Raw genomic sequence first — 17,646 nt, forward strand, 5'->3', positions numbered from 1 at the left:
CGGTACTGCCATCAGAAGAGGAAGTAGCGCTGGGCCATGGGCAGTTCGGCGGCGGGGGCCGGTTCGACCGGTTCGCCGTCGATGGTCACCGTGAAGGTGTCCGCGTCGACCTCGACCCGGGGCAGCGCGTCGTTCTCGCGCATGTCGGCCTTGGTGACCCGCCGGGTGTTCCCGATGGCGGTGAACTCCTTGTGCACGCCCAGCCGTTGCGGCAGGTCGTCCTCGATCGCCGCGCCGGCGACGAAGTTGAACGAGCCGGCCGCCGCGGCCTTGCCGAGCGCGCCGAACATCGGCCGGGGCAGGACCGGCTGGGGCGTGGGGATGGAGGCGTTGGCGTCGCCCATCTGCGCGTACGCGATCTGGCCGCCCTTGAGGACGAGGAGCGGCTTCACGCCGAAGAAGGCGGGCTCCCAGAGCACCAGGTCCGCGAGCTTGCCGGGCTCGACGGAGCCGATGAGGTGGTCCATGCCCTGGGCGGCGGCCGGGTTGATCGTGTACTTGGCGACGTAGCGGCGGGCCCGGTGGTTGTCGGCGCGGCCGTCGCCGGGCAGGGCGCCGCGCCGCTTCTTCATGACGTGGGCGGTCTGCCAGGTCCGCATGATCACCTCGCCGATCCGGCCCATGGCCTGGGAGTCGGAGGAGATGATCGAGATGGCGCCGAGGTCGTGCAGGACGTCCTCGGCGGCGATGGTGGAGGGCCGGATGCGGGACTCCGCGAAGGCGAGGTCTTCGGGGACGGCCGGGTTGAGGTGGTGGCAGACCATCAGCATGTCGAGGTGTTCCTCGATGGTGTTGACGGTGTGCGGCCGGGTCGGGTTGGTGGAGCTGGGCAGGACGTACGGCTCGGAGACGACCGTGATGATGTCGGGGGCGTGCCCGCCGCCGGCGCCCTCGGTGTGGTACGCGTGGACGGTGCGGCCGGCGATGGCGGCGAGGGTGTCGCCGACGAAGCCCGCCTCGTTGAGGGTGTCGGTGTGGATGGCGAGCTGGGCGCCGGTCTCCTCGCACACGCCCAGGCAGGCGTCGATGACGGCCGGGGTGGCACCCCAGTCCTCGTGGATCTTGAACCCGAGGGCTCCGCCGCGCAGTTGGGAGTGCATGGCCTCGCGGGACGTGGTGTTGCCCTTGCCGAGGAGGCCGATGTTGACCGGGAAGGTGTCGAGGGCCTCGAACATCCGGGCCAGGTGCCAGGGGCCGGGGGTGATCGTGGTCGCCTTGGTGCCCTCGGCGGGTCCGGTGCCGCCGCCGACGAGGGTGGTGACGCCGGTGGCGAGGGCCTGTTCGACGACGGTCGGTGAGATGAAGTGGACGTGGGCGTCGACGGCCCCGGCGGTGACGATCCGTCCGTTGCCGACGACGATCTCGGTCTCGGGGCCGATCACCAGGCCGGGGTGGACGCCGTCCATGGTGTCGGGGTTGCCGGCCTTGCCGAGGGCGGTGATCCGCCCGTCGCGGATGCCGATGTCGGCCTTGACGATCCCCCAGTGGTCGATGACCACGGCGCCGGTGATCACGGTGTCGGGGGCGCCCTCGGCGCGGGTGGTGCGGGCCTGCCCCATGGACTCGCGGACGACCTTGCCGCCGCCGAAGACGGCTTCCTCCCCGGCGCGGCCGGGGCCGCCGGAGCGGTCCTCCTCGATCTCCACGAGGAGGTCGGTGTCGGCGAGGCGGATCCGGTCGCCGGTGGTGGGGCCGAACAGGTCGGCGTAGACGGCGCGGCGCAGCTCAGGCACGGGGGCCTCCGTCCGTACCGGAGCCCGTACCGGAGTCCGCGCCGGGGCCGGTGGCGCGGTCGGCGTCGAGCGGTCCGGCGGTCTCGCCGCGCAGTCCGGGCACGACGCGGCGGCCGGCGATCGCGACGAGTTCGACCTCGACCGGGATGCCGGGCTCGAAGCGGACGGCGGTTCCGGCGGCGATGTGCAGCCGCAGCCCGTGCGCGGCGGCGCGGTCGAACTCCAGGCCGGGGTTGACCTCGGCGAAGTGGTAGTGGGAGCCGACCTGGACGGGCCGGTCGGCGGCGTTGAGCACGGTGAGGCGGGTGACGGGGCGCCCCTCGTTGAGGGCGACGGGGCCGTCCGCGTACAGGATCTCTCCGGGGATCATCGGCGGCGCCCGTTCAGACGATGGGGTCGTGGACGGTGACGAGCTTGGTGCCGTCCGGGAAGGTGGCCTCGACCTGGACGTCGTGGATCATCTCGGGGATGCCCTCCATGACGTCGTCGCGGGTGAGCACCTTGCGGCCGGAGGCCATCAGCTCGGCGACGGTCCGGCCGTCGCGGGCGCCCTCCAGGACGTGGGAGGTCAGGAGGGCGACGGCCTCGGGGTGGTTGAGCCGTACGCCCCGGGCCCTGCGCTTCTCGGCCACGTCCGCCGCCACATGGATGAGCAGGCGTTCCTGCTCGTGCGGGCTCAGTTGCACTCTTCCACCTCACAGTCGTCGACCGGGACGGCACCCGGACAGCTGCGGACCCTACCGACCGTCAACACTCTGTTGAACGGCCCGGATGCGGCCCGCGGCGAGACATTGCACGTTAGGGCGGAAGTTTTTCCGGCTCGTTAACTCCGGCTTTGCGTTCCCATGATCATCCGACCGGCGGGCCGCTACGGAGCGCCGGGCTCGCGGTGGCGGGCGGCGAGGCCGAAGTGCCCCTGTTCGCCGGGAGCGGAGTCGACGGAGTGGAAACCGGAGACCGAGCGGACCACCGGCTCCTCCTCCGGCCGCGCCGCCCCTTCGAGTACGTCCAGGTCGGCGGCGGAGACCAGGGCGACCAGGGGCTTCCCGTGGCGGGTGACGACGACGCGTTCACCGCCGTACACGACGCGGTTGATGAGGTCCGCGAGCTCGGCTCGCGCTTGCGTCACCGGGATCTCGTAGGTCATGCTCCCCATCTTACGGTCTGTACGTCCTGTACATTTTTTACCGATGGAGGTGCCCGTCATGGAGGCTCGACACGTCCTGCCGGAGTTCACGGAGCGGACCGCTCACGGGATCCGGACCCTCGACCCGTACACGAAACTGCTGGAGTCCCGGATCGTCTTCCTCGGCACGCGGATCGACGAGACCTCGTCCAACGACGTGATCGCCCAGCTCCTGTACCTGGAGTACGCGGCACCCGATCAGGACATCGCGCTCTACGTGAACTCCCCCGGCGGCTCCGTCGACGCCATGACCGCGGTCCACGACACGATCCGGACGCTCGCCTGCGACGTGGCGACCACCTGCCTGGGGCAGGCCGCCTCCACCGCGGCCGTCCTGCTCGCCGCCGGCACCCCGGGCAAGCGCACGATGCTCCCCGGCTCCCGGGTCACGCTCCGGCAGCCCGCCACGGAGGAGCCCCTGCGCGGACAGCCGAGCGACCTCGACATCCGGGCGCGCGAACTGCTCCGCCAGCGCGACCTGGTGGCCGGGATGCTCGCCGAGCACACCGGACGGAGCAGGGAACGGGTCGACGCCGACCTCGACCGCCTCACGGTCCTGGACGCTCCGGCCGCGGTCGAGTACGGCCTGGTGGACCATGTGATCACGCGCCGGCGCGACGCGGTGCGGTGAGCGGGCCGTGGTCCCCGAACCGCCCCCGCTGCCCGCCCTGACGCGGGCCGAGGGCGAACTCGTCGACGCGTACCTCGCGGTGGTCGACCTCCTGGGGAAGATCAATCCATCCAGAACTACGCATACCTATGGGGCACTGAGGGCGGCTCAGGCCCTGGTGGGGCGCGCGGAGGCGCTGCGCGAGGCCCTGGCGCTCATGCACGCGCGGGGCGAGAGCGAGGTCCACGTGGACACCCTGGCGCGCGCCCTGCGGGTGTTGGACGGGGAGCGGCGGGCCGGCCGGGTCACGCTCCCCCGGACATGACGGAGTTGACATTCCGGCATGTCGTGTCGAGGGCCGGACGGCCGACAGCCGCGCCGGAAGCACTCGTCCGTTCGGTGGAGTCGACGAGTCGACATATGGCTCGGGCGAGTTGCGCACCGGGGGTACACATCTGGCGGAATCGGGCGTTCCTTTGCTGGTGCGGGGCTCGCCGGTCAAACCTCCGCGATCACGAAAGCATCCTGTCCACCCGAATGGATCAGTCGTGAGGACTCTCACATATCGCTGTTTCCACTCGGATTTCGACCAGGCTGTGGGGCAAGATCCCTGCCGACGACAAGCCCCCGCCATCCGAGGCGGGGCGGTCCGGGCGGACGCCGAGTCCTGCCGCTGTCCCGGACGTCTGGTCGACAGGATTGGATCGGCAGGAGTGGAGGACCCGAGCAGTACGGGCCGTACGCGCTGTTTCCGCAGCGGGGCCGGCCCTTGGGGTGAAGCCGCAGCCGCGGCCGGGCATCTTCGCCTGCCCGAACCCGACAGGTCATCCTTCACAGGCGGCTGACGAAGGGTTGCGCATGACTGCGCAGATGCACGTCCCGTCCCTGCTGTCCCGGGCCGGAGCCGTCTCGGCTCTCACCCTCGCCGCCGTCGGCGGCACGCTGCTCGCACCGGGCGCGGCACCGGAGGCCCAGGCGGCCACCACACACGCGAACAAGGCGCTGAGCATCGCCGCGTCCAAGAAGGGCGCGCCCTACCGCTACGGGGCCGTCGGCCCCTCCCGGTTCGACTGCTCGGGCCTGACGCTCTACGCGTACAAGAAGGCGGGCAAGTCGCTGCCCCGCACCGCGCAGCAGCAGTACAACAAGACCCGGCACGTCTCCGCCGGGAGCAGGCAGAAGGGGGACCTGGTCTTCTTCCACTCCGGCGGGAAGGTCTACCACGTGGGCATCTACGCCGGGAGCAACAAGATCTGGCACTCGCCCAAGACCGGCTCCTGGGTGAAGCTCGACAAGATCTGGTCCTCGAAGGTCTACTACGGACGCGTCCGGTGACCCCGCCCGGGCGCTGACCGGGCGCCTCGAGACGGACCGGGGGGTGCGGTGGCGCCGCCGCACCCGAACCGCCGTCGCACCCGCACCGCCTTCGCACCCGGGCCGCCGCCGGACGGGCTAACAGCCCACCGGAGCGGCCGCCTTCCACGGCAGGGTGACGCCCACCGTCTTGCCGCCGTCCTCGGTCGGGGTCACCGAGAGGCGGCCGCCGGACTCCGCCGCCAGGGAACGGATGATGGCCATGCCGCGGCCGTTGTCCTGCTGGACCGCCGCGGGGAGGCGGCGGGGGCGGCGGGGATGGCTGTCCGTGACGCCGACGTGGAGCTGTTCCCCGTGCTCCAGGCGGACGCCGACCGTGAAGGAGGGCGACTGGCCGAAGGTGTGCAGGACGGCGTTGGTGGCCAGCTCCGACACCACCAGACGGACCGCGTCCGCCCGGTCGGAGGAGTCGTCGAGACCCCAGGCGGTGAGCACCTCCGCGACGTACCGCCGGGCGGCGGGGACCGAGGCGGGCTCGCTCGGCAGGGTGACGGATGCTTCCTGATGGTCTGCCATGGCGACTCTGTCCCTTTCCCGCCGGGGCCGCTGCCCCGGATCGCACTGCGCGTCAGAGTCCCACCGATGCTGCCGCGCCCCACCCGGTTCCACCAGGCTGTGGCCCCGTCTGTCGCCCGAAGCGGTGAACCGTACGAACCGTGAACGCCCCGGCCCGGCCCTCAGGCGGCGGGCGCGGTCCGCAGGACCGTCTCCACCGCCCGGGCGATCTGCGCGTCCGTCAGGTCGGCGCGGGCCGTCAGACGCAGGCGCGAGACGCCGTCGGGGACGGACGGGGGCCGGAAGCAGCCGACCGCCAGACCCCCTTCCCGGCAGTCCGCCGCCCAGCGCAGCGCCGCCTCCGGGGAGGGCGCGCGGACCGCGACCACGGCCGCGTCGGGCCGGGCCGCGGTGAGTCCGGCCGCGGTCAGCCGCTCGTACAGGGTGGTGGCGACGGTACGGGCCCGCTCGGCGAGCCCCGGTTCGGCGGCGATCAGCCGCAGGCTCGCGAGGGCGCCGCCGACGGCGGCCGGGGCGAGGCCGGTGTCGAAGATGAAGGTGCGGGCGGCGTTCACCAGGTGCTCGATCACCCGGGCCGGGCCGAGGACCGCGCCGCCCTGGCTGCCCAGGGACTTGGAGAGGGTCAGGGTGGCGACCACGTCCTCGTCGCCCGCGAGCCCGGCCCCGTGCACCGCGCCCCGGCCGCCGTCGCCGAGGACGCCGAAGCCGTGGGCGTCGTCCACGACGAGACCGGCGCCGTGCGCGCGGCAGGCGGCGGCCAGCTCCGCGAGCGGGGCCCGGTCGCCGTCGACGGAGAAGACGGAGTCGCTGACGACGAGGGCCTGGCGCCCGGGGTGCGCCTCCAGGGTCTTGCGCACGGCCTCGGGGTCGGCGTGTGGGACGACGGCGGTCTCGGCGCGCGCCAGCCGGCAACCGTCCACCAGGGAGGCGTGGTTGGCGGCGTCCGAGACGATCAGGGAGTCCCGGCTGCCGAGCGCGGTGAGCACGGCGAGGTTGGCGGCGTAGCCGGAGGAGAAGACGAGGGCCGCCTCGAAGCCGCAGAAGTCGGCGAGTTCGCGCTCCAGGTCGGCGTGGAGCAGGGTGGTGCCGGTGACGAGCCGGGAGCCGGTGGAGCCCGCGCCCCAGCGCCGGGCCGCCTCGGCCGCCGCCCCGGTCACCTCGGGCCTGCGGGTGAGGCCGAGGTAGTCGTTGCCCGCCAGGTCGAGGAGGTCCGACTCGGCCGCCCGGGGCCGCAGCGTGCGGACCAGACCGGCGTCGGCCCGGCGGCGCGCCTCGGCGTCGGTCCAGTCGAACGCGGTGCGGCGCGGACCCGCGGCCCGTGCGTCGTCGGCCTGTGGCATACGGGTTCCTCCGTCGGCGCCTTCGGCCGGCCGGCCGGCGCCTTTTGTAGGCAGCGCACAGACCCTAACCGCAGGAGACCGGGATCGTGGTGTGGTCATCCACACACCCCGCTCGGAGCCGTTTGTTCGGATCCTCCTTGGCCCGGGGCCGGGCGATAGGCCAGGATCAGCGGTTATGGACCTGCTGAACACGCTGGTGGAGAAGGGGCTGCGGCGCGAGCCGCCGACCCGTGAAGAAGCGCTCGCCGTCCTGGCGACCTCCGACGACGAACTGCTCGATGTGGTGGCGGCGGCCGGCAAGGTGCGCCGTCAGTGGTTCGGGCGGCGGGTGAAGCTCAACTATCTGGTCAATCTGAAGTCCGGCCTGTGCCCCGAGGACTGCTCGTACTGTTCGCAGCGGCTCGGCTCCAAGGCCGAGATCCTCAAGTACACCTGGCTGAAGCCGGACGAGGCGTCCAAGGCGGCCGCGGCGGGCGTCGCGGGCGGCGCCAAGCGGGTGTGCCTGGTGGCGAGCGGACGCGGTCCGACGGACCGGGACGTCGAGCGGGTCGGCAGGACCATCGAGGCCATCAAGGAGGAGAACGAGGGCGTCGAGGTGTGCGCCTGCCTCGGTCTGCTCTCGGACGGCCAGGCGGAGCGGCTGCGGGAGGCCGGCGCCGACGCGTACAACCACAACCTGAACACGTCCGAGGCGACGTACGGGGGCATCACCAAGACCCACACGTACGCCGATCGGGTGGACACCGTCCAGAAGGCGCACGCGGCCGGGCTCTCGGCCTGCTCGGGTCTGATCGCGGGCATGGGCGAGGCCGACGAGGACCTGGTCGACGTCGTGTACGCGCTGCGGGAGCTGGGATCGGACTCGGTGCCGGTCAACTTCCTCATCCCGTTCGAGGGCACTCCGCTCGCCAAGGAGTGGAACCTGACGCCGCAGCGCTGTCTGCGGATCCTGGCGATGGTGCGGTTCGTCTGCCCCGACGTCGAGGTGCGGATCGCCGGCGGGCGCGAGGTGCACCTGCGCTCGATGCAGCCGCTCGCGCTGCACATCGCGAACTCGATCTTCCTGGGCGACTACCTGACCAGCGAGGGCCAGGCCGGGCAGGCCGACCTGGACATGATCGCGGACGCGGGCTTCGAGGTGGAGGGCGCGGGCACGCCCACGCTGCCCGCCCACCGCGCGGACGCGCTCGCGGCGGCCGGTGGCGGCTGCGGTTCGGGCGCGGGCGCGGAGACCGGTGGCGGCTGCGGCTCGCACGCGCCGGCGGAGGGCGGCGCGGCGGAGGCCGGCGCGGGCTGCGGCTCGCACTCCGGCGGCGGCTGCGGTCCGTGCGGCGGTCACGCCCCGGTGCCCGAGCCCGCCGCGACCCCGGCCGCCGAGGCCGCGCCGGGCGGCGCCCGGACCGATCTGGTGGCGGTGCGCCGCCGGGGAGCCGGGACGGACCTCGCGCCGAATGCGTAACGACGAGCTCCTCGCCCTGGACCGGGCGCACGTCTGGCACCCGTACGGCCCCATGCCGGGCCGCACGGAACCGCTGGTCGTCGCGTCCGCGTCCGGGGTGCGCCTCCGGCTCGCCGAACCCGCCGAGGGGCAGGAGGAGTTGGTCGACGGCATGTCCTCGTGGTGGTCGGCGGTGCACGGCTACAACCACCCCGTCCTCAACGAGGCGGTGCGCGGCCAGCTCGACCGGATGAGCCACGTGATGTTCGGCGGGCTCACCCACGAGCCGGCCGTCCGGCTCGCGAGCCGGCTGGTGGAGATCACCCCCGAGCCGCTGCGGCACGTCTTCCTCAGCGACTCGGGCTCGGTCTCCGTCGAGGTCGCCGTCAAGATGTGCCTGCAGTACTGGCGTTCGCTCGGCCGCCCCGAGAAGCGGCGGCTCTTCACCTGGCGCGGCGGCTACCACGGGGACACCTGGCAGCCGATGTCGGTGTGCGACCCCGAGGGCGGGATGCACGAGCTGTGGTCGGGGGTCCTCCAGCCGCAGGTCTTCACGGACGCCCCGCCGGCCGCGTACGAGGAGTCGTACGCGGAGCTGCTGCGGACCTCGATCGGGCGGCACGCGCACGAGCTGGCCGCGGTGGTCGTGGAGCCGGTGGTGCAGGGCGCGGGCGGGATGCGCTTCCACGACCCGGCGTACCTGCGGGTGCTGCGGGAGGCCTGCGACGAGCACGGCGTGCTGCTGGTGTTCGACGAGATCGCGACCGGGTTCGGGCGCACGGGCACGCTGTTCGCCGCCGACGCGGCCGGGGTGTCCCCCGACGTGATGTGCGTGGGCAAGGCGCTGACGGGCGGTTACCTGTCGATGGCCGCGACCCTCTGCACGAGCCGGGTGGCGGACGGGATCTCGCGGGGCGAGGTGCCGGTCCTGGCGCACGGGCCGACCTTCATGGGAAACCCGCTGGCCTCCGCCGTGGCCCTGGCCTCGATCGACCTGCTGCTCTCGCGGGACTGGCGGGTCGAGGTCAAGCGGATCGAGGCCGGGCTGCGCGAGGGGCTCGCCCCGGCCGCCGCCCTGCCGGGCGTGCGGGACGTGCGGGTGCTCGGCGCGATCGGGGTCGTCCAGCTCGACCACGAGGTCGACATGGCGGCGGCGACGCGCGCGGCGGTCCGGGAGGGCGTGTGGCTGCGCCCGTTCCGGGACCTGATCTACACGATGCCGCCGTACGTGACCGGCGACGAGGACGTGGCCCGGATCTGCGCGGCGGTACGGGCCGCCGCGGCGGCGGGCTGAACGGAAGGACTGGGACAGGCATGGGAATCGTCGTCGTCAGCGGCACCGGGACCGAGATCGGCAAGACGGTCGTGACCGCGGCCGTGGCCGCCGCGGCGACCGCCGCCGGGCGTTCGGTCGCCGTCCTGAAGCCCGCGCAGACGGGCGTCGGACCGGACGAGCGGGGCGACGCGGACGAGGTCGTACGGCTCTCGGGCGCCGCCGCCTCGGCCGAGCTGGGCCGTTTCCCGGAGCCGCTGGCCCCGGGGACGGCCGCCCGGCGGGCCGGTCTCGCGCCGGTCGGGCCCCGGGAGGTCGCCGAGGCCGCCCGGAAGCTGGCCGCCGGACACGACCTGGTGCTCGTGGAGGGGGCGGGCGGGCTGCTCGTCCGCTTCGACGAGGAGGGCGGCACGCTCGCGGACGCGGCGGCGCTGCTCGGCGCGCCGGTCCTGGTGGTGGCCCCGGCCGGGCTCGGGACGCTCAACTCGACCGCTCTGACGGCCGAGGCGCTGCGGGCGCGCGGGATCGCGCAGCTGGGCGTGGTGATCGGCAGCTGGCCGGCCGCGCCGGACCTGGCGGCACGCTGCAACCTGGCCGACCTGCCGGAGGCGGCGGGCGCACCCCTCCTCGGAGCCGTACCGGAGGGCTCGGGCGCCCTGGCCCCGGCGGAGTTCCGGACGGCGGCGGGCGGCTGGCTGGCCCCGGCCCTGGGCGGGACGTGGGACGCGGAGTCGTTCGCACGGACGCACGCGGAGCCGTACGGGGGCTGACCGCCGGTCCGCAGGGGGGAGTGCCCACGTGCCGGGGCACGGTCTTCTCGTACGGGCGGGGCGGGCGAGTCCGGCCCGTCGTCCGGCTCCGGCCCGTCGTCCGGCCCCGGCGCGTGCGGCTCCGTAGGCTGGAGGTGTGCGCGTCCAGGCGTGAGGAGCCTCCGATGACGTCTTCGCGGCCGGTGTCCGGCGGATCGCCCCGGGTGCACCACCCCCTCTTCGCCCGCTTCTACGCCCGGTTCAGCGTCTCCGCCGAGACGCGGGGCGGGATCGGGCCCCTCCGGGCGGAGCTGCTCGCCGGGCTCGCCGGCCGGGTGGTCGAGGTCGGCGCCGGGAACGGGCTGAACTTCGGGCACTACCCGGTCGGGGTCACGGAGGTCGTGGCCGTCGAGCCGGAGGCCCGGCTGCGCGAACTGGCCGGGAGGGCCGCGCGGCGGGCGGCCGTTCCGGTGACCGTGCTGCCGGGGACGGCCGAGGCGCTGCCGGCCGAGGACGGCGCCTTCGACGCGGCGGTGGTCTCCCTGGTCCTGTGCACGGTACGGGATGTTCCGGCGGCCCTCGCGGAGCTGCGCCGGGTCCTGCGCCCCGGCGGCGAGCTGCGCTTCTTCGAGCACGGGGCGGCGGACACGCCGGGGCTCGCGCGGGTGCAGCGGGGCCTCGACCGGACGGTGTGGCCGCTGCTCTTCGGCGGCTGCCACACCTCCCGCGCCCCGCTGGCGGAGATCGGGGGTGCCGGGTTCGCCCTCGGCCCGTACCGCTCCTTCGACGTCCCGGAGGGCGGGCCGAGGCTGCCGTCCTCCCCCTGTGTCCTGGGCACGGCGAGGCGGTGAGGCGCCGCCGTCCCGCCCTCCGGAACTCCCTGGCACGGCCGACGACCCCCGTGATGGGATCCGGCCATGATCGATTTTCAGATACGCGCCGCCACCGCCGACGAGGCCGAGGCCGTCCTGGCCTTCTGGCGGGAGTCCGCCGAGGGGACGTCCGTCTCGGACGACGTGGACGGGGTCACCCGGCTCGTCGCGCGCGATCCGGAGGCCCTGCTCCTCGCGCTGGCCGGCGGCCGGATCGTGGGGTCCGTGATCGCCGGCTGGGACGGCTGGCGCGCCTCCCTCTACCGGCTCGCCGTCCTGCCCACGTACCGGCGCCGGGGGATCTCCACCGCGCTCCTGCGGGCGGCCGAGGAGCGGTTCGCCGCGCTCGGCGGGCGGCGCGCGGACGCCATGGTCCTGGAGGCGAACGGGACGGGGCGGATGGTGTGGGCGGCCGCCGGGTACGCGCGCGAGGACCACTGGCGCCGCTGGGTGAAGCCGCTCGCGGGGCGACAAGAGGAGCAGGAGGGACGATGAGAAGTGCCAGGTGAGGAGCCCCGGGGTGACCAGTACCTCGCTTTGCCCGTCCTTTACCATGGTCTCTCATCCCGACGACCGAAAGGTGTGAGCGTCCGCCCATGGGCGAGCCTCCCAGTAGCACTGGTTTCCACAGACTCGAAAGCTCCGGCCGCCGACGCCGAGCGATCCTCCTCCCGCCGCGTGATCATGGGACGGAGGTGAACCGATGACCGAAGTGCTCCTGCTCCTCCTCGCGCTCCTGCTCTCCCTCGCGTGCGGCGCCTTCGTCGCGGCCGAGTTCTCGCTGACCACGGTCGAGCGCGGCGAACTCGAGGCCGCCGTGAAGCGCGGCGAGCGCGGCGCGTCGAGCGCGCTCAAGGCCGTGAGGTCGCTGACGTTCCAGCTCTCCGGCGCCCAGCTGGGCATCACCGTCACCAACCTGGTGGTCGGAATGCTGGCCGAGCCGTCGATCGCCGCCCTGATCAAGGGCCCGGTCGAGGCCGTCGGCCTCTCCGCCGCGGTCGCCTCCTCGGTGGCCCTGGTCCTGGGCACCGCCCTGTCGACCGTGGTCCTGATGGTGGTCGGCGAGCTGGTCCCCAAGAACTGGGCCATCTCCTCGCCGCTCGCCGTGGCGAAGGTCGTGGCCACCCCGCAGCGCGTGTTCACGGCGGCCTTCAAGCCGCTGATCAGCCACCTCAACAACACCGCGAACCGGATCCTGCGCCGGCTCGGCATGGAGCCGACCGAGGAGCTGGCCTCCGCGCGCTCCCCGCAGGAGCTGGTGGCCCTGGCCCGGCACTCCGCCAAGGAGGGGGCCCTGGAGGCGGACACGGCCGAGCTGTTCGTCCGCACCCTCAACCTGGCGGAGCTGACCGCCGAGAACGTGATGACGCCCCGCGTGCAGGTCACCGCCCTGGACGTGCAGGCGACCGCCGAGGACGTGGCGAACGCGACCCGCGCGACCGGCCTGTCCCGCTTCCCGGTCTACCGGGACAGCCTGGACGCGGTCGTCGGCATCGCCCACATCAAGGACGTCCTCGCCATACCGGCCGCCGAGCGGTACCGCCGCCCGATCGGGGAGATGCTGCGCGAGCCGCTGCTCGTCCCCGAGACGCTGACCGTGGACAAGCTGCTCGACCGGCTGTCCGGGAAGCAGACGATGGCGGTCGTCATCGACGAGTACGGCGGTACGGCCGGGGTCGTGACCCTGGAGGACATCGTCGAGGAGGTCGTCGGCGAGGTCCGCGACGAGCACGACCCGCACGAGACACCGGACCTGGCACGGGCCGGCGAGGACGCGGACGGGCGCGTGCTGTGGTCCGCCGACGGCGCGGCCCGCACCGACCAGGTCGGCGCGATCGGCCTGAAGGTGCCGGACGGCCCGTACGAGACGCTCGCGGGCTTCGTGGCCCACGAGCTGGGCCGGATCCCGGCCGTCGGCGACGGCGTGGAGCTCGCCGGCTGGCGGCTCGACGTCGTGGACGCCTCGGGCCGGCGCGCGGCCCGCGTGCTGCTGCACGAGCCCGCGCACGACACCGAGGACGAGACCGGGGAGGCCGGCCGATGATCGCGATCCAGTTGCTGATCGGCCTGCTCACCCTGGTCGTCAACGCCTTCTTCGTCGGCGCCGAGTTCGCCCTGATCTCGGTCCGCCGCAGCCAGATCGAACCCCTCGCGGAGGCGGGGAACAAGCGGGCGCGCAGTGTCGTCTGGGGTCTGGAGCACGTCTCCGCGATGCTCGCGGCGGCCCAGCTCGGCATCACGCTCTGCACCCTGGTCCTCGGCATCGTCGCCGAACCGGCCATCGCGCACCTGCTCGAACCGGTCTTCGACGCGGTCGGCGTCCCGCACGGCCTGGTGCACCCGATCTCGTTCGTGATCGCCCTGTCGCTCGCGACGTACCTGCACATGCTGCTCGGCGAGATGGTGCCGAAGAACATCGCGCTCGCGGAGCCGACGCGCTCCGCGCTGCTCCTCGGGCCGCCCCTGGTGACGCTCGCCCGGGCGCTGCGGCCGGTGATCTTCACGATCAACGCCTTCGCGAACACCCTGCTCAAGCTGTTGCGGGTGGAGGTCAAGGACGAGGTCTCGGCGACCTTCTCGGACGACGAGCTGGCCCGCATGGTCACCGACGCCGGTGACGCCGGGCTCCTGGACGACCGGGCCGCCGAGCGGCTGCACGACGCCCTGGAGCTGGGCCGCCGTCCCGTACGGGACGTGGTGATGCCGGCGGAGAAGGTGGTGTCCACCCCGGTCGGCACCACCCCCGAGGAGCTGGAGGCGCTGTCGGCGCGGACCGGTTTCTCCCGCTTCCCCGTGGTCGACGCGGAGCGCCACATCATGGGCTACCTGCACGTCAAGGACGCCCTGGACATCGTCCCGCGCGACCTGCCGTTCCCGGTGACGTCGCTGCGGCCGATCGCCCGGGTGCGGGCGGAGACGCCGCTGGACGACGTCCTGACCGCGATGCGCCGCAGCCGGACGCACCTGGCGGCGGTGCTCGACGAGAACGACCGCCCGGCCGGTCTCGTGGCGATGGAGGACGTGCTGCGCGAGCTGGTGGGACGCCCCGCGGCGTCGTAGCCGGTCCGCGTGAACGGAGAAGGGCCCCGGGATCCGTCCCGGGGCCCTTCGGGCTTCTCGCGGAGTTTCAGAGGGTTCGGGGTTCAGAGCGCGGTGGCGGACAGCCAGGCGTCGAGCAGGCTCCGGTCGCCGGTGTGCGCGAAGCACGGCTCGTCGGCGTCGTACCGGCGGTGCAGCAGGAGCAGCAGCTCCCCGGCGTCCGCCTCGACGGCGGCGGTCGGCTCGGCGCCGCCGCTCCCCCGGGTCCAGGTGAAGCCGCCCCCGCCGAGGACGAGGGTCCAGACGGCGTCGGCGTCGCGGGCGGCGAGGCGCAGGACCGCCCCGTCCCGGCCGAGCCGGGAGACCGGCTCGGCGATCCGGCCGACGTACGGGGCGTCGGTCAGGAAGTGGTCGACGGCCTCCGCGGCCGTGCCGGGGTCGAGGGGGCCGGCCTTCCCGTCGACGGCGCGTTCGGCGTCGGCGAGGTGGACCAGGGTCTCGTAGAGCACCCGGCGGGGGTAGTGGCGGACGTGCGGGTCCGCGCCCGGGGACCAGACGGGGGCGTCCGGGTCGGCGGCGCGGGCGGTGGCGGCGAAGCGCTCGGCCCCGGCGACGAGCCAGTCGGCGTACGCGGCGGGGTCGGCCGGCGGGTCCAGGGGGAGGTCCTCCGCGAGGACGCGGACGGCGGAGCGGGTCCGTACGAGGTGCTCGGCCCAGCGGTGGACGGCGCCGACGTGCCGGGCGAGGTCCGCGAGGGTCCGGTCGGGACGGCCGGGGACGGGGGTGGCGGGGTCGGCGGCGCGGACGACGGCGGCGAGGCGCCGGGCGTGCTCCAGAGCGGCGTCGCAGGCGGTGGCGTGGGTGTCCTCGGTGAGGCCCAGGCCCTCGGAGACCTTGAGCAGCCCGTTCCGCCGGGGGCCCTCGGGCTCGCGCAGGGCCGCCGCGCGGAAGAGCCCGTCGAGGGTCCGCCGGTCGGCCGCCGTGAGCCCGGCGAGGGCGTGCCCGGTGGACTCCAGCCACGCCACCGCCGTGTCGGGGTCGAGGACGTCCTCGTCGGCCGCCTCGACCTCCGTCACCAGTCCGGCCAGGGCCTCTGCCAGGGCGCTCAGGAGCGCTTCGCTCATCGGATTTCCCCTCCCGGGTTCTCCACGGCACGCCTCGCATACCGCACGGTATGATCGCTCCGCCATGGAGATCAATGCCACGTACAACAGTTTCGTCGCCCTCGGCGACAGCTTCACCGAGGGTATGTCGGACCTGAGGCCCGACGGTTCCTACGGCGGCTGGGCCGACGCCCTCGCGGGCCGTCTCGCCGCCCGCTCCCCCGGCTTCCGCTACGCGAACCTCGCCGTGCGCGGGAAGCTCATCGGACAGATCGTCGAGGAGCAAGTCGGCCCGGCCGCAACGATGGAGGCCGATGTGGTCACCCTCGTCGGCGGCCTCAACGACACCCTCCGGCCCAAGGTCGACATGGTCCGGGTGAGGGACCTCCTCACCGAGGCAGTGGAACGCCTCACACCCGCCTGCGGGCAGCTCGTCCTGATGCGCAGCCCCGGCCGGAACGGGCCCGTCATGGAGCGCTTCCGGCCCCGGATGGAGGAGCTCTTCGCCCACATCGACGGGCTCGCCGCCCGGCACGGCGCCCTGGTCGTCGACCTGTACGGGGCGCCGTCGCTCGGCGACCCCCGCCTGTGGGACGTGGACCGGCTCCACCTGACGGCCGAGGGGCACCGGCGGGTCGCCGAGGCCGTGTGGCAGGCCCTCGGCCTGGAGCCGGAGGAGGACTGGCGCACCCCGCTGCCGCCGACCGCGCGCCCGCGCTGGGCGAGCCGGCGGCTCGCGGACGCCCGCTTCGCCAGGGAGCACCTGGGCCCCTGGATCGGGCGGCGCCTGACCGGCCGCTCCTCCGGCGACGGCCGCGCGCCCAAGCGCCCGGAGCTGCTTCCGTACGCGCCCTCGGTGAGCGTCCGGTCCGAGCGCCCGTGACCCGCGTCTCGTAGCAAGCTCCACATCGGGCGGCGGCGCCGACCTGCAGAAACCGCCAGGTAAACTCTGCCCACGTGACTGCTGTGACTGCGAAGCCCCGCATCCCCAACGTTCTGGCCGGCCGCTACGCCTCCGCGGAGCTCGCCGTCCTCTGGTCCCCCGAGCAGAAGGTGAAGCTGGAGCGCCGGCTGTGGCTCGCCGTGCTGCGTGCGCAGAAGGACCTCGGGATCGAGGTTCCGGAGGAGGCCCTCGCCGACTACGAGCGCGTCCTCGACCAGGTCGACCTCGGCTCCATCGCCGAGCGCGAGAAGGTCACCCGGCACGACGTGAAGGCCCGCATCGAGGAGTTCAACGCCCTCGCCGGTCACGAGCACGTCCACAAGGGCATGACCTCGCGCGACCTCACCGAGAACGTCGAGCAGCTGCAGATCCGGCTCTCCCTGGAGCTGATGCGGGACCGCACGGTCGCCGTCCTCGCCCGCCTCGGCAAGCTCTCCGCCGAGTACGCCGAGCTGGTCCTGGCCGGCCGCTCGCACAACGTCGCCGCCCAGGCGACCACCCTCGGCAAGCGGTTCGCGACGGCGGCGGACGAGCTGCTCGTGGCGTACGCGCGCCTGGAGGAGCTGCTCGGCCGCTACCCGCTGCGCGGGATCAAGGGCCCGGTCGGCACCGCGCAGGACATGCTGGACCTGCTCGGCGGCGACGCCGGCAAGCTGGCCGACCTGGAGCGGCGGATCGCCGGTCACCTCGGCTTCGCGCACGCCTTCACCTCGGTCGGCCAGGTCTACCCGCGCTCGCTCGACTACGACGTGGTCACCACGCTGGTCCAGCTGGCCGCCGCGCCGTCCTCGACCGCCAAGACGATCCGTCTGATGGCGGGCCACGAGCTGGTCACCGAGGGCTTCAAGCCCGGCCAGGTCGGCTCCTCGGCGATGCCGCACAAGATGAACACCCGCTCCTGCGAGCGCGTCAACGGCCTGATGGTCATCCTGCGCGGCTACGCCTCGATGACCGGCGAGCTGGCCGGCGACCAGTGGAACGAGGGCGACGTGTCCTGCTCCGTGGTCCGCCGGGTCGCGCTGCCGGACGCCTTCTTCGCCCTGGACGGCCTCCTGGAGACCTTCCTGACCGTGCTGGACGAGTTCGGCGCCTTCCCGGCCGTCGTGGCCCGCGAGCTCGACCGCTACCTGCCCTTCCTGGCGACCACCAAGGTCCTCATGGGAGCCGTGCGCGCCGGGGTCGGCCGCGAGGTCGCCCACGAGGCCATCAAGGAGAACGCGGTGGCCTCCGCGCTCGCCATGCGCGAGCAGGGCGCCGAGCGCAACGAGCTGCTCGACAAGCTGGCCGCCGACGAGCGCATCCCGCTGGACCGGGCGCAGCTGGACGAGCTGATGGCGGACAAGCTGTCCTTCACGGGCGCCGCCGCCGACCAGGTCGCGTCCGTGGTCTCCCGCGTCGAGGAGATCCTCAAGCAGCACCCGGAGGCCGCCGCCTACACCCCCGGGGCGATCCTCTGACCCCCTCCCCCCG

19 protein-coding genes and 1 riboswitch are annotated in these 17,646 nt (G+C 73.7%); of the genes, 12 read left to right on the plus strand and 7 right to left on the minus strand.

Annotated features, from left to right (window positions below; all coding sequences use genetic code 11):
- Nucleotides 1-11: 11 nt before the first annotated feature.
- The 4 genes from ACIQVI_RS22200 to ACIQVI_RS22215 form a co-directional block, all read right to left on the minus strand.
- Complete coding sequence (locus ACIQVI_RS22200; RefSeq protein WP_403598408.1) at nt 12-1,733, minus strand: urease subunit alpha; 1,722 nt, start codon at nt 1,731-1,733, stop codon at nt 12-14.
- Nucleotides 1,726-2,103 carry an urease subunit beta gene (locus ACIQVI_RS22205; protein ID WP_403598411.1) on the minus strand — a complete coding sequence of 126 codons (378 nt, stop codon included), beginning with the start codon at nt 2,101-2,103 and terminating at the stop codon, nt 1,726-1,728. Before ACIQVI_RS22205 ends, ACIQVI_RS22200 begins: the two co-directional genes overlap by 8 nt.
- A gap of 13 nt (nt 2,104-2,116) precedes the next feature.
- A complete protein-coding gene (locus tag ACIQVI_RS22210) occupies nt 2,117-2,419 on the minus strand; it encodes an urease subunit gamma (RefSeq protein ID WP_121833608.1) in 303 nt (100 codons plus the stop codon).
- 182 nt (nt 2,420-2,601) lie between these two features.
- Nucleotides 2,602-2,880 carry a type II toxin-antitoxin system Phd/YefM family antitoxin gene (locus ACIQVI_RS22215; protein WP_351971160.1) on the minus strand — a complete coding sequence of 93 codons (279 nt, stop codon included), beginning with the start codon at nt 2,878-2,880 and terminating at the stop codon, nt 2,602-2,604.
- A 58-nt stretch (nt 2,881-2,938) separates the two neighbouring features.
- Here ACIQVI_RS22215 and ACIQVI_RS22220 point away from each other — a divergent pair, with 58 nt between their 5' ends.
- From ACIQVI_RS22220 to ACIQVI_RS22230, 3 genes are all read left to right on the plus strand, one after another.
- Nucleotides 2,939-3,550, plus strand: a complete 612-nt coding sequence (locus ACIQVI_RS22220) for an ATP-dependent Clp protease proteolytic subunit (protein ID WP_403598415.1) — start codon at nt 2,939-2,941, stop codon at nt 3,548-3,550.
- 7 nt (nt 3,551-3,557) lie between these two features.
- On the plus strand, nt 3,558-3,854 hold the full coding sequence (locus ACIQVI_RS22225) for a hypothetical protein (RefSeq protein WP_403598418.1): 297 nt from the start codon (nt 3,558-3,560) through the stop codon (nt 3,852-3,854).
- 399 nt (nt 3,855-4,253) lie between these two features.
- Nucleotides 4,254-4,384, plus strand: a riboswitch (cyclic di-AMP (ydaO/yuaA leader).
- A gap of 3 nt (nt 4,385-4,387) precedes the next feature.
- Nucleotides 4,388-4,864 (plus strand): C40 family peptidase, encoded by a 477-nt coding sequence (locus tag ACIQVI_RS22230; RefSeq protein ID WP_351971163.1) that lies wholly within the window; start codon nt 4,388-4,390, stop codon nt 4,862-4,864.
- 117 nt (nt 4,865-4,981) lie between these two features.
- Here the strand turns inward: ACIQVI_RS22230 and ACIQVI_RS22235 are convergent, their stop codons facing one another.
- Nucleotides 4,982-5,419: an ATP-binding protein gene (locus ACIQVI_RS22235; protein ID WP_403598422.1), complete on the minus strand. Its 438-nt coding sequence runs from the start codon at nt 5,417-5,419 to the stop codon at nt 4,982-4,984.
- A 161-nt stretch (nt 5,420-5,580) separates the two neighbouring features.
- Complete coding sequence (locus tag ACIQVI_RS22240; RefSeq protein ID WP_403598425.1) at nt 5,581-6,759, minus strand: 8-amino-7-oxononanoate synthase; 1,179 nt, start codon at nt 6,757-6,759, stop codon at nt 5,581-5,583.
- A 175-nt stretch (nt 6,760-6,934) separates the two neighbouring features.
- On the opposite strand from ACIQVI_RS22240, the gene bioB reads away from it, so the two are divergent.
- The 7 genes from bioB (at nt 6,935) to ACIQVI_RS22275 (ending at nt 14,151) form a co-directional block, all read left to right on the plus strand.
- A complete protein-coding gene (bioB, locus tag ACIQVI_RS22245; protein ID WP_403598427.1) occupies nt 6,935-8,218 on the plus strand; it encodes a biotin synthase BioB in 1,284 nt (427 codons plus the stop codon).
- Nucleotides 8,211-9,491, plus strand: coding sequence for an adenosylmethionine--8-amino-7-oxononanoate transaminase (locus ACIQVI_RS22250; protein WP_403598430.1), 1,281 nt, complete (start codon nt 8,211-8,213; stop codon nt 9,489-9,491). Before bioB ends, ACIQVI_RS22250 begins: the two co-directional genes overlap by 8 nt.
- Before the next feature lie 20 nt (nt 9,492-9,511).
- Nucleotides 9,512-10,240 (plus strand): dethiobiotin synthase, encoded by a 729-nt coding sequence (bioD, locus tag ACIQVI_RS22255; protein ID WP_403598432.1) that lies wholly within the window; start codon nt 9,512-9,514, stop codon nt 10,238-10,240.
- Between the two features lie 164 nt (nt 10,241-10,404).
- On the plus strand, nt 10,405-11,070 hold the full coding sequence (locus ACIQVI_RS22260; protein WP_403598435.1) for a class I SAM-dependent methyltransferase: 666 nt from the start codon (nt 10,405-10,407) through the stop codon (nt 11,068-11,070).
- A 66-nt stretch (nt 11,071-11,136) separates the two neighbouring features.
- Nucleotides 11,137-11,586 (plus strand): GNAT family N-acetyltransferase, encoded by a 450-nt coding sequence (locus ACIQVI_RS22265; RefSeq protein WP_403598438.1) that lies wholly within the window; start codon nt 11,137-11,139, stop codon nt 11,584-11,586.
- A gap of 208 nt (nt 11,587-11,794) precedes the next feature.
- Entirely contained in the window at nt 11,795-13,135 is a 1,341-nt protein-coding gene (locus ACIQVI_RS22270) for a hemolysin family protein (protein WP_351971171.1), read from the plus strand.
- Nucleotides 13,132-14,151 carry a hemolysin family protein gene (locus ACIQVI_RS22275; RefSeq protein WP_351971172.1) on the plus strand — a complete coding sequence of 340 codons (1,020 nt, stop codon included), beginning with the start codon at nt 13,132-13,134 and terminating at the stop codon, nt 14,149-14,151. Before ACIQVI_RS22270 ends, ACIQVI_RS22275 begins: the two co-directional genes overlap by 4 nt.
- Before the next feature lie 83 nt (nt 14,152-14,234).
- Here ACIQVI_RS22275 and ACIQVI_RS22280 read toward each other — a convergent pair whose 3' ends face one another.
- Nucleotides 14,235-15,254, minus strand: a complete 1,020-nt coding sequence (locus tag ACIQVI_RS22280; protein WP_403598442.1) for a maleylpyruvate isomerase N-terminal domain-containing protein — start codon at nt 15,252-15,254, stop codon at nt 14,235-14,237.
- A gap of 64 nt (nt 15,255-15,318) precedes the next feature.
- On the opposite strand from ACIQVI_RS22280, the gene ACIQVI_RS22285 reads away from it, so the two are divergent.
- Both ACIQVI_RS22285 and purB read left to right on the plus strand, forming a co-directional pair.
- On the plus strand, nt 15,319-16,116 hold the full coding sequence (locus ACIQVI_RS22285) for an SGNH/GDSL hydrolase family protein (protein WP_351971174.1): 798 nt from the start codon (nt 15,319-15,321) through the stop codon (nt 16,114-16,116).
- Between the two features lie 74 nt (nt 16,117-16,190).
- Nucleotides 16,191-17,633, plus strand: a complete 1,443-nt coding sequence (purB, locus tag ACIQVI_RS22290; RefSeq protein WP_351971175.1) for an adenylosuccinate lyase — start codon at nt 16,191-16,193, stop codon at nt 17,631-17,633.
- Nucleotides 17,634-17,646: the final 13 nt, after the last annotated feature.

The sequence above is a fragment of the Streptomyces sp. NPDC098101 genome, from assembly GCF_044760185.1.
Classification (GTDB): Bacteria; Actinomycetota; Actinomycetes; order Streptomycetales; family Streptomycetaceae; genus Streptomyces.